This window comes from Methylobacterium sp. WL6 (genome assembly GCF_008040095.1).
In the GTDB taxonomy this organism is placed as follows: Bacteria; Pseudomonadota; Alphaproteobacteria; order Rhizobiales; family Beijerinckiaceae; genus Methylobacterium.
Genome location: NZ_VRVH01000154.1, coordinates 1 through 10,363, shown reverse-complemented (window position 1 = coordinate 10,363; position 10,363 = coordinate 1). Strand labels below are relative to the sequence as shown.

At 70.0% G+C, this 10,363-nt stretch carries 10 protein-coding genes and 1 pseudogene; 10 read left to right on the top strand and 1 reads right to left on the bottom strand.

All coding sequences use genetic code 11. The features are described 5' to 3' along the window. The 5 genes and pseudogenes from FV230_RS18085 to FV230_RS18065 all read left to right on the top strand — a co-directional run. Positions 1-186, top strand: a pseudogene (locus FV230_RS18085) (cell division protein FtsZ); the annotation flags it as partial. A gap of 489 nt (positions 187-675) precedes the next feature. Beyond that, a complete protein-coding gene (gene lpxC, locus FV230_RS18080) occupies positions 676-1,623 on the top strand; it encodes a UDP-3-O-acyl-N-acetylglucosamine deacetylase (RefSeq protein ID WP_147728110.1) in 948 nt (315 codons plus the stop codon). Positions 1,624-1,879: 256 nt separating this feature from the next. Further along, the gene (locus FV230_RS18075) at positions 1,880-2,758 is read left to right on the top strand and encodes an outer membrane protein assembly factor BamD (RefSeq protein ID WP_147728111.1); all 879 of its coding nucleotides are present in this window, start codon (positions 1,880-1,882) and stop codon (positions 2,756-2,758) included. A 176-nt stretch (positions 2,759-2,934) separates the two neighbouring features. Then, complete coding sequence (gene recN / locus FV230_RS18070; RefSeq protein WP_147843379.1) at positions 2,935-4,608, top strand: DNA repair protein RecN; 1,674 nt, start codon at positions 2,935-2,937, stop codon at positions 4,606-4,608. 133 nt (positions 4,609-4,741) lie between these two features. Then, entirely contained in the window at positions 4,742-4,936 is a 195-nt protein-coding gene (locus FV230_RS18065) for a hypothetical protein (protein WP_147843378.1), read from the top strand. A gap of 112 nt (positions 4,937-5,048) precedes the next feature. Here FV230_RS18065 and FV230_RS18060 read toward each other — a convergent pair whose 3' ends face one another. Next, positions 5,049-5,306, bottom strand: a complete 258-nt coding sequence (locus tag FV230_RS18060) for a hypothetical protein (RefSeq protein WP_147728114.1) — start codon at positions 5,304-5,306, stop codon at positions 5,049-5,051. 291 nt (positions 5,307-5,597) lie between these two features. Between FV230_RS18060 and pstS the strand changes: the two genes are divergently transcribed. The 5 genes from pstS to phoU all read left to right on the top strand — a co-directional run bounded on the left by pstS (position 5,598) and on the right by phoU (position 10,307). After that, on the top strand, positions 5,598-6,638 hold the full coding sequence (pstS, locus tag FV230_RS18055; RefSeq protein WP_147728115.1) for a phosphate ABC transporter substrate-binding protein PstS: 1,041 nt from the start codon (positions 5,598-5,600) through the stop codon (positions 6,636-6,638). 191 nt (positions 6,639-6,829) lie between these two features. Beyond that, positions 6,830-7,810 (top strand): phosphate ABC transporter permease subunit PstC, encoded by a 981-nt coding sequence (pstC, locus tag FV230_RS18050; RefSeq protein WP_147728564.1) that lies wholly within the window; start codon positions 6,830-6,832, stop codon positions 7,808-7,810. A gap of 10 nt (positions 7,811-7,820) precedes the next feature. After that, the gene (gene pstA, locus FV230_RS18045; protein WP_147843377.1) at positions 7,821-8,711 is read left to right on the top strand and encodes a phosphate ABC transporter permease PstA; all 891 of its coding nucleotides are present in this window, start codon (positions 7,821-7,823) and stop codon (positions 8,709-8,711) included. Positions 8,712-8,742: 31 nt separating this feature from the next. Beyond that, positions 8,743-9,561, top strand: coding sequence for a phosphate ABC transporter ATP-binding protein PstB (gene pstB, locus FV230_RS18040; RefSeq protein WP_147728562.1), 819 nt, complete (start codon positions 8,743-8,745; stop codon positions 9,559-9,561). Between the two features lie 32 nt (positions 9,562-9,593). Continuing rightward, positions 9,594-10,307 carry a phosphate signaling complex protein PhoU gene (gene phoU, locus FV230_RS18035; protein ID WP_147728561.1) on the top strand — a complete coding sequence of 238 codons (714 nt, stop codon included), beginning with the start codon at positions 9,594-9,596 and terminating at the stop codon, positions 10,305-10,307. The last annotated feature ends 56 nt before the right edge of the window (positions 10,308-10,363 follow it).

Genomic DNA, 10,363 nt, shown 5'->3' with positions numbered 1-10,363 from the left:
CCCCGCGCCCAGCCGCAGGTCCAGGCCCCGATGCCGCCGGCCCCGCGGGTCCAGGCTCCGGTCGCCCCGACCTACCGCCCGGCGCAGGGCAACCTCGACGCGCAGGGCCGCATGGCGCCCCAGCCGCGGATGATGGACGACGACCAGCTCGAGATCCCGGCCTTCCTCCGCCGGCAGGCCAACTGATCCGACAATCACCGAGACCCCGCGGGCGAAGGCCCGCGGGACTTATCCGCGCGATTCGCCGCCCGGCCGGGATGCCGCCCGGGCGCCTGTCGCACCGCCGCATGGATCCGCCGCTCCGCGAGGGCCGGCGGGTTCTTTCGTCGTTCCGGGCGCCGTTTCCGGTCCCGTCGCGCGGCCTCGGACCCGGTCATGGTGCCTCGAAGACACAGCGCGCCGCGGTTGTAGAGGGCTTGTTAACCATTCGTTAACATGTTGCACTGGAACGATATTCCCGAGATCGCGGCGCAAGCGTGTCTGTAACACAGCGTAAGAAAGCGTGATTTGGCCGTGCTGTGCGCCGCAGCTATAAAAATCTCGGACCAACGAATAGCGGCGCGGTTTTCGGACCGACGCCGCACGCAGGGGCTTCAAGCAGCGGACGGATCGGAAGGCGTCGTCACCACGCGAAATGCGGGGTGGCGTGGCCGGATCGCGGCCGAGGGCTAAGGAATGCGGACGAACCAACAAACAACCCTCAAGGGCGCGACCGTGCTGAGCGGCATCGGCGTCCATTCCGGAAACCCGGTTGCGATCACGCTGCGCCCGGCTTCTGCGAACCACGGCATCGCTTTCCTCCGCACCGGAATGGCCTCCGGCAACGACCGTCTGATCAAGGCCCACCACGCCTGCGTTTCCGCGACCGAGCTCTGCACCGTGATCGGCGACGTCGAATCCGGTGCGGTCGCCACGATCGAGCACCTGATGTCCGCCTTCTACGGCCTGGGCGTCGACAACGCGCTGGTCGAGATCGACGGACCGGAAATGCCGATCCTCGACGGAAGTGCGCTCCCCTTCGTCAAGGCGATCGACGCGGTCGGCATCGCGCAGACCGGCACCGCCCGCCGCTGGATCAAGGTGCTGCGCCACGTCCGCATCGAGGCGGGCACCGCCTTCGCCGAGCTGCGCCCGATCGACCGGGGCTTCCGCCTCGACGTCGAGATCGATTTCGAAAGCCCGGTGATCGGCCGCTCGCGCAAGGCGATGGACCTCACCGCCGCCGCCTACCGCCGCGAGATCGCCCCCGCCCGCACCTTCGGCATGATGAAGGACGTGGAGCGCTACTGGAAGGCGGGCTTCGCCCTCGGCGCGTCCCTCGAGAACACCGTCGCCGTCGGCGAGACCGACGTGGTCAACCCGGAAGGCCTGCGCTTCGCCGACGAGTTCGTCCGGCACAAGTTCCTCGACGCGGTCGGCGACCTCGCGCTCGCCGGGCTGCCGCTCCAGGGCGCCTACCGCTCCTATTGCGGCGGGCACCGCATGAACGTCGGCATCCTCGAAGCCCTGTTCGCCGACCGTGCGAACTACGCGATCGTCGAGGCCCAGGGCACCCGCCGCGAGACCGCGCTCGCCGAGTTCGGCGCCGGCCTCGGCATCGCCGCCTTCGCCGGCGACCTCTGAGATCTCTCCGGCAAACCGCCTGCCGCCCGCGGGCGATGTGGCCTGCAAGACACAGCCGCCCGCCGATCTGCGGGGGCGTGGAACCGCCGCTTTCATGCCCGAATCTGGCGCCACGGTGAATCGTCCGTGAAGAGCGCGGCAGTCCGGGATGCGGTGGCACCTCCGACCCGGTAGAGTGCCGGCGCCGACACGACGTCATGATGGCTCAACGGCGCGCTGCGACGCAGGACGCGCCCGTTCGGGGGAAGAACCGCCAATGCCTGTCACCCTTCGGACCCGCGGAGCGGCGGCGGCCGTGCTCATCACCGCCTTCGGCCTCGGTCTCGGCGGCTGCGACGCGCTCGACCCGACCAACCTGTTCGCCGACAAGTACAAGCCCGAGGTCGTGCAGGACACGCCGGCCGACAAGCTCTACAGCGAAGGCTTGGCGAAGATGGAAGACAGCGACTACGAGGGCGCCGTCAAGAAGTTCGATTCGCTCGACAAGCAGTACGCCTATTCCGACTGGTCGCGCCGCGCGCTGCTGATGACGGCCTACGCGAACTACGAGGGCCAGAAGTACGACGACGCGATCACCGCCTCGAAGCGCTACCTGCAGCGGCACCCGGCGAGCAAGGACGCGGCCTACGCCCAGTACCTGATGGCGATGTCGCAGTACAAGCAGATCCCCGACGTCACCCGCGACCAGGACCGGTCCGAGAAGGCGCTCGTCGCCCTGCAGGAGCTCGTCCAGAAGTATCCGACCTCGGAATACTCGACCGACGCGAAGGCCAAGATCCAGATCACCCGCGACCAGCTCGCCGGCAAGGAGATGGAGGTCGGGCGCTACTACCTCGAGCGCCGCAACTTCCCTGCCGCGATCAACCGCTTCCGCGACGTGGTGAGCAAGTATCAGACGACGCGTCACGCCGAGGAGGCGCTGGAGCGGCTGACCGAGGCCTACATGGCGCTCGGCATCACCGCCGAGGCACAGAACTCGGCCGCCGTGCTCGGGCACAACTTCCCCGACAGTCCCTGGTACAAGGACGCGCACGCCCTCCTGCAGAACGGCGGCCTCGAGCCGCGCGAGGAGAAGAGCTCGTTCCTCAGCAAGATCTACTCCTCGGTGATGGGCCGCACGGCCGCCGCCCAGTAGGCCGCCCGCGCATCACGACCGGACGCGACTCGCGGGCGGGGCTTCGGCTCCGCCCGTTTCGCATTTCGGGGGTGCGGTCGGCCCGGCATCGGCCTACATGACGGCTTCGTATTTCCCTTAAGTTTGGGTTGCCCGGCCGGACGACGGCCGGCGCCCCGGAGGCTCGAAGGCGCGGCATGCTGGTGCAGCTCGCGATCCGCGACATCGTCCTGATCGACCGGCTCGACCTGAACTTCTCCGGCGGGCTCAGCGTGCTCACCGGCGAGACCGGCGCGGGCAAGTCGATCCTGCTCGACGCGTTCAGCCTGGCGCTGGGCGGGCGCGGCGACGGCTCCCTCGTGCGCCACGGCGAGGCGCAGGGCGGCATCACCGCGGTGTTCGACGTCGGCCTCGACCATCCCGCCCGGCGGATCGCCGCGGAATCGGAGATCGACACCGAGGGCGATCTGATCCTGCGGCGCACGCAGATGGCCGACGGGCGCACCCGCGCCTTCGTCAACGACCAGCCCGTCGGCGTGCAGGTTCTGCGCGCGATCGGCGCGGCCCTGGTCGAGATCCATGGCCAGCACGACGACCGCGCGCTCGCCGACGTCACCACGCACCGCGCCATCCTCGACGCCTTCGGCGGCCTGAGCGGCCCGCTCGACGCGGTCGCGAAGGCGGCCAAGACCGTCCGGGTCGCCCGCACGACGCTGGCCGAGCATCGCGCCCGCGTCGAGACCGCGCGCCGGGAAGCCGACTTCCTGCGCCACGCGGTCGAGGAGCTGGCGGCCCTCGATCCGAAGCCCGGCGAGGAGGCGACCCTGGCCGAGCGCCGCACCGTGATGCAGCAGAGCGAGAAGGTCGCGCGCGAGCTGAACGACGCGCTCGCCGCCGTCGGCGGCTCGCATTCGAGCGTGCCGCAGCTCTCTTCGGCGATCCGCAAGCTCGAGCGCCGGGCGGCGCAGCTGCCGGCGCTTGTCGAGCCCTGCGTCGCGGCGCTCGACGCCGCCCTCGTCGCCCTCGACGAGGCCCGCGCCGTCCTCGACGCGGCGGTGGCCGAGGCCGAGTTCGACCCGCGCGAGCTGGAGCGGGTCGAGGAGCGGCTGTTCGCCCTGCGCGCGGCCTCGCGCAAGTACGACGTCGCCGCCGACGACCTCGCCGCCCTGCGCGAGCGCTACGAGGCGGACGTCGCCGCGATCGATGCCGGCGAGGAGGCGCTCGCCGGCCTGGAGGCGACGCTGCAAACGGCCGAATCGGCCTACGCCAAGGCCTCCGAGAAGCTCAGCGCGGGGCGTCGGCGCGCGGCCAAGGCGCTCGACGCCGCCGTGCAGGCCGAGCTGCCCCCGCTGAAGCTCGAGCGCGCCCGGTTCATCACCGAGATCGTCACCGATCCCGAATCGCGCGACGCCGCCGGCATCGACCGGGTCGCGTTCTGGGCGCAGACCAATCCCGGCACCAAGGCCGGCCCGATGATGAAGGTGGCGTCCGGCGGCGAGCTGTCCCGCTTCATGCTTGCCCTCAAGGTGGTGCTCGCCGACAAGGGCTCGGCGCCGACGCTGATCTTCGACGAGATCGACACCGGCGTCGGCGGCGCGGTCGCCGACGCGATCGGCGCGCGGCTGGCGCGGCTGTCGCAGGACGTGCAGGTGGTGGCGGTGACGCACGCCCCCCAGGTCGCGGCGCGCGCCGGCACGCATTTCCTGATCGCTAAGGACGCGGTGAAGGGGGCTGGCCGCGTCGCCACCCGCGTCGCCTCGCTCCCCGTCGCGGCCCGCCGCGAGGAGATCGCCCGCATGCTCGCCGGCGCCACCGTCACCGACGAGGCCCGCGCCGCCGCCGCCCGCCTGCTCGAAGGCGCGGCGGTCTAGGATCGGATATCGATGAGTGCGCAGAACGGTCGGTTAAGGTTAATCCCTCCTTAACCATCCGGACCGACACTGTTGGGATCCGGTGGCGAAACCGATTCGCGGACGCCGGCGCTTCCATGTTCCGGGGGGGACCATGCATCAGGCCGCAGCCAAGCTCGAAGTCCTCGCGTCGCATCGCAACGGCGCCAGCGTCGACACCCATCATCTCGGCCAGACCCTGCGCACCGTCTACGAGGGCAGCGTCGACAAGCAGCCGATCCCCGATTCCCAGGTCGACCTCCTGCTGCGCATGCGCCAGAAGGAGCGCGACCGCCGCCGCAGCGCCTGAGGCTGGGAGGCGGCCCGCACGCGGCTCGCCGCGGGGGACGACCCGTCGATCGTGGGGCGAAGCGGCGAGGTTCGCCCGATCGCCGCGAGACGCGGGACCCAGCCGAGACAGGCTACCAGCGGCGGGCGCCCGGGCGACGCTGGTATTCGGCCGCGCGGATGCGCGTCAGCACCCGGTCGAGGCTCATCAGCATCGACGCCTCGTCGGCGCGGGCCCGCTCGGCCTCGCCCGGCTCCGTGCTGAAGTTCTGCCGTGCCTTCGCCAGCGCCAGGTCGCGCTCCAGAGCCTCGCGCTCGGCGTGGAGCGCCTGGTAGGCGTGGTCGTCGGGGAGCGGCGCACGCGTCGGCGCCGCAGGCGAATCGTGGGACACGGGATCGACCTTCCGATCCGGCGAGTTGCGGCGGGATGCTCGCGACAGGGCCCGGATCGCAATGAGAACGCGCCAACACCGTAAAGCGTGCCATCGCCACAGCATTCGCCGGCCGCGTTCGCGCTCGCCTCAAGCCCTGGTTGCGCCGTGTCATGCGGCTGTCATCTGCGTGCCCTAACGGCGGCGGTGTCGAGCGATGCGGCCGCGGCCGCCGGGTCGCCGGGTGGCCCGCGCCAATGCGAACGCGCGGATCGCGCTGCCCGGCACGCTCGACGGATGACGGAGATCGATGTGAAACCCTTCACCTACGCGCTCGCCCTCGGCCTCGCGACGGCGCAGCTCGCCTTCCCGGCGCTCGCCGCCGACATCACCGGCGCCGGTGCGACCTTCCCGTTCCCGGTCTATTCCAAGTGGGCGGAAGCCTACCGCAAGGACAGCGGCACCGGCTTGAACTACCAGTCGATCGGCTCTGGCGGCGGCATCAAGCAGATCCAGGCCAAGACGGTCGATTTCGGCGCCACCGACGCGCCGCTGAAGGGCCCCGCCCTGGAGAAGGACGGCCTCGTCCAGTTCCCGACCGTGATGGGCGGCGTCGTCGCCGTCGTGAACATCCCCGGCGTCGAGCCGGGCAAGCTCAAGCTCACCGGCGACGTGATCGCCGACATCTACGCCAACAAGATCACCAAGTGGTCGGACCCGAAGATCGCTGCGCTCAACGAGGGGCTGAAGCTCCCCGACGCGAACATCACCCCGGTCTACCGCTCGGACGCCTCGGGCACGACGAACATCTTCACCACCTATCTCAGCCAGGTCTCCGAGGGCTGGAAGAAGGAGTTCGGCGCCGCCACCACCGTGAGCTGGCCCGCCGGCCAGGGCGGAAAGGGCAACGAGGGCGTTACCGCCACCGTCAAGCAGGTCCCGAACGCCATCGGCTACGTCGAGTCGGCCTACGCCAAGCAGAACAAGCTCAGCTATGCGCTGATCCGCAACAAGGCCGGCAAGTTCCCGCAGCCGGATGACAAGGCGTTCCAGGCGGCCGCCGCCAGCGCCGACTGGAAGAGCGCGCCCGGCTTCGGCATCACGCTCACCGACCAGGCCGGCGACGACGCCTGGCCGATCACGGCGGCGACCTTCATCCTCGTCCACAAGGAGGCCGCCGATCCGGCCAAATCCGCCGACGTGCTGAAGTTCTTCGACTGGGCCTACAAGAACGGCGACAAGCTCGCCTCCGACCTCGACTACGTGCCGCTGCCGGACGCCGTCGTCGGCCTGATCCACGAGGAGTGGAAGCAGGTGAAGGGCAAGGACGGAAAGCCCGTCCTCGGCATGTGAGGCCGAACCCGCGGGGCCGCACGCGGCCCCGCGGCCGATCGCGACGAGCGGACGGCCCGCGCGAAGCGCGAGGGCTGCCCGTTCCCCGAGCGGGCGCAGCGTCCTCGCCGGATCTCGCCCGCGCGTCCGGCCCCGCCCTCGCGCCCGGCCGTTCGGCGCGCTACCACGCCAGCCGGTGAAAAGAACCGCGGATGACCGCCTTGACTGAACAGATCGCCGTGACGCGCGCCGCCTCGGGCGCGCGCCTGCGCAAGGGGCCGAGCAAGGGCCTCGACGCCCTGTTCCGCGCCGCCGCCTACGGTTCGGCCCTGCTGGTGCTGCTGGTGCTCGCCGGCATCCTCGGCTCGATCCTCTACGGCGGCTGGCCCGCCTTCCGCGAGTTCGGCTTCGGCTTCCTCACCTCGAGCGCCTGGAACATCGGCACCGAGCAGTACGGCGCCCTGGTCGCCGTCACCGGAACGCTCGCCTCCGCGGTGCTCGCCCTGGTGATCGGCGTGCCGATCTCGCTCGGCATCGCAATCTACCTGACGCAGCTCTGCCCCGGCTGGGCGCGCAAGCCCGTCGGCATGACGATCGAGCTGCTCGCCGCCGTGCCCAGCATCATCTACGGCATGTGGGGCCTGTTCATCTTCGCGCCGCTCTTCGCCCGATTCGTGCAGATGCCGGTGTCGAACCTGGTCGAGGGCATGCCGATCGTCGGCACGCTGTTCTACGCCCGCGTGCCCTCGGGCGTCGGCGTGCTCACCGCCGGCATCATCCTGGCGATCATGATCGTGCCGTTCGTGGCCTCAATCGCCCGCGACATGCTCGACCAGATCCCGACGATCCTGCGCGAGAGCGCCTACGGCATCGGCTGCACCACCTGGGAGGTGGTCCGCCACGTGCTGCTGCCGCAGGCCTCGGTCTCGATCATCGGCGCGATCATGCTCGGCCTCGGGCGCGCCCTCGGCGAGACCATGGCGGTGACCTTCGTGGTCGGCAACGCCAACCGCCTCTCGGCCTCGGTGTTCGATCCCGGCTCGACCATCGCCTCGCGCATCGCCAACGAGTTCAACGAGGCCGACGGCCTGCAGCTGAACTCCCTGATGGCGCTCGGCTGCATCCTGTTCGCGATCACCTTCGTCGTCCTGATCATCGCCCGCTTCCTGACGCGCCGCGTCAAGGTCGCCTGAGGGACCCGCCATGGACGCTCCCAACACGATCCGTCCGGCGCCGGCCCTGAAGCCGGCCCGCATCCGCGGCAGCCGCCGGGTCGCCGACCGCACGCTGCGGATCGCCTGCCTGGCGGCCACCGTGCTCGGCGCCTTCGTCCTCGGCTCGATCCTGCTGATGCTCATCGTCGAGGGGGCGCGTGGGTTCTCGCCGCTGCTGTTCACCCAGCCGACCCCCGGCCCCGGCTCGGAAGGCGGCGGCATCGCCAACGCCATCCTCGGCAGCCTCGTGCTCACCGGCATCGGCATCCTCATCGCCACGCCGATCGGGCTGATGGCCGGCACCTACCTCGCCGAGTACGGCCGCGGCTCGAAGCTCGCCGAGGTGATCCGCTTCCTCAACGACATCCTGCTCTCGGCTCCCTCGATCCTGATCGGCCTGTTCGTCTACACCCTGATGGTGCGGCCGATGGGGACCTATTCCGGCTGGGCCGGCGGCGTCGCGCTGGCGATCATCGCGACCCCTGTGATCGTGCGCACCACCGAGGACATGCTGCGCCTCGTCCCCGGCACGCTGCGCGAGGCCGGCGTGGCGCTCGGCGCCCCGATGTCGACGGTGATCCGCAGCGTGACCTGGCGGGCGGCCTCGGCCGGCATCGTCACCGGCATCATCCTCGCGCTGGCCCGCATCGCCGGCGAGACCGCGCCGCTCCTGTTCACGGCGCTCAACAACAACTCGTGGTTCAGCCCGGACCTGATGGGCGGCGTCGCGAACCTGCCGGTGATGATCTACCAGTTCGCCCTCTCGCCCTACCCGAACTGGCAGCAGCTCGCCTGGGCCGGCGCGCTCCTGATCACCATGACGATCCTGCTGCTCTCGGTCGTCGCCCGCTTCGTCATCAAGCCGCAGCGCGCCCGCTGATCCGCCGCCGGCATCCACGAGGAACACGACGATGAACGCCGCTCCCGCGATCAACGCCACCCGGTTCGACGGCCGCAACCCGGCCGACGAGCACGCGCCGATCCGCATCAGCGCCCAGGCCCTGAACTTCTACTACGGCCAGTTCCACAGCCTGAAGAACATCAACCTCGACTTCCACGACCGGCAGGTCACGGCCCTGATCGGCCCCTCCGGCTGCGGGAAGTCGACCCTGCTGCGCACCTTCAACCGGATCTACAGCCTGTACCCGGAGCAGCGCGCCGAGGGGCAGGTGCTGCTCGACGGCCAGAACATCCTCGATTCCGGCGTGGACCTGAACGAGCTGCGCTCGCGCATCGGCATGGTGTTCCAGAAGCCGACGCCGTTCCCGATGTCGATCTACGACAACGTCGCCTTCGGCCTGCGGCTCTACGAGAAGCTGCCGAAGTCCGAGCTCGACGGCCGCGTCGAATCGGCCCTGCGCAAGTCCGCGCTGTGGGACGAGGTGAAGGACAAGCTCAAGCAGTCCGGCATGGGCCTCTCCGGCGGCCAGCAGCAGCGCCTGTGCATCGCCCGCACGGTGGCCCAGAGCCCGGAGGTGATCCTGTTCGACGAGCCGACCTCGGCCCTCGACCCGATCTCGACCGGCCGCATCGAGGAGCTGATCGAGCAGCTGCGCAGCGAGTTCACGATCGTCATCGTGACGCACAACATGCAGCAGGCGGCCCGCATCTCGCAGTTCACCGCCTTCATGTATCTCGGCGAGGTCATCGAGGTCGGCCCGACCAACCGCATCTTCATGAACCCGACGGTGCGCCAGACCCAGGACTACATCACCGGCCGCTTCGGCTGAGCCGCACCCGGATCGTTCGAGGACCCACGCCCATGCCCGGCCACATCGTCACGTCCTACGACACCGACCTCGAAGACCTGCGCCGCTCGATCTCCGAGATGGGCGGCGTCGCCGAGAAGATGATGACCGAGGCGACCGACGCGCTCGTCCGCCGCGACACCCAACTCGCTCAGGCGGTGATCGTCGCCGACAAGCGCCTCGACACGCTGCAGCGCGAGATCGAGGAGCGCGCGGTGCTGCTCATCGCCCGGCGCCAGCCGATGGCGATCGACCTGCGCGAGACGATCTCGGCGATCCGCGTCTCGGGCGACCTCGAGCGCATCGGCGACCTCGCCAAGAACATCGCCAAGCGCGTCGTCGCGATCAGCGACCAGGCCCAGGCCCAGAAGATCGTGCTCGGCGTGCAGCACATGAGCGACCTCGTCCAGGAGCAGCTCAAGGACGTGCTCGACGCCTATGCCAGCCGCGACGTCAACGCGGCCCACAACGTGTGGGAGCGGGACGGCGAGATCGACGCGCTGTACAACTCGCTGTTCCGCGAGCTGCTGACCTACATGATGGAAGACCCGCGCAACATCTCGTTCTGCACGCATCTGCTGTTCTGCGCCAAGAACGTCGAGCGCATCGGCGACCACACCACCAACATCGCCGAGACGATCCACTACCTGTCCACCGGCGAGAACCTCGCGGGCGACCGCCCGAAGAACGACGCCTCGAACTACGCGACGGTGGCACCGGGCGCCTGAGGGCTGCCGTCTCTTCCCTCCTCCTGTGCGGGGGAGGGTGGGCCTCGCGTGAGCGG

Bases quoted from the DNA above. Each gene is read 5' to 3' on its own strand.
- pstA (WP_147843377.1), top strand. From the start codon at position 7,821: ATGGACGCTCCCAACACGATCCGTCCGGCGCCGGCCCTGAAGCCGGCC.
- FV230_RS18065 (WP_147843378.1), top strand. From the start codon at position 4,742: ATGCATCAGGCCGCAGCCAAGCTCGAAGTCCTCGCGTCGCATCGCAAC.
- pstC (WP_147728564.1), top strand. From the start codon at position 6,830: ATGACCGCCTTGACTGAACAGATCGCCGTGACGCGCGCCGCCTCGGGC.
- FV230_RS18075 (WP_147728111.1), top strand. From the start codon at position 1,880: ATGCCTGTCACCCTTCGGACCCGCGGAGCGGCGGCGGCCGTGCTCATC.
- phoU (WP_147728561.1), top strand. From the start codon at position 9,594: ATGCCCGGCCACATCGTCACGTCCTACGACACCGACCTCGAAGACCTG.
- pstB (WP_147728562.1), top strand. From the start codon at position 8,743: ATGAACGCCGCTCCCGCGATCAACGCCACCCGGTTCGACGGCCGCAAC.
- recN (WP_147843379.1), top strand. From the start codon at position 2,935: ATGCTGGTGCAGCTCGCGATCCGCGACATCGTCCTGATCGACCGGCTC.
- lpxC (WP_147728110.1), top strand. From the start codon at position 676: ATGCGGACGAACCAACAAACAACCCTCAAGGGCGCGACCGTGCTGAGC.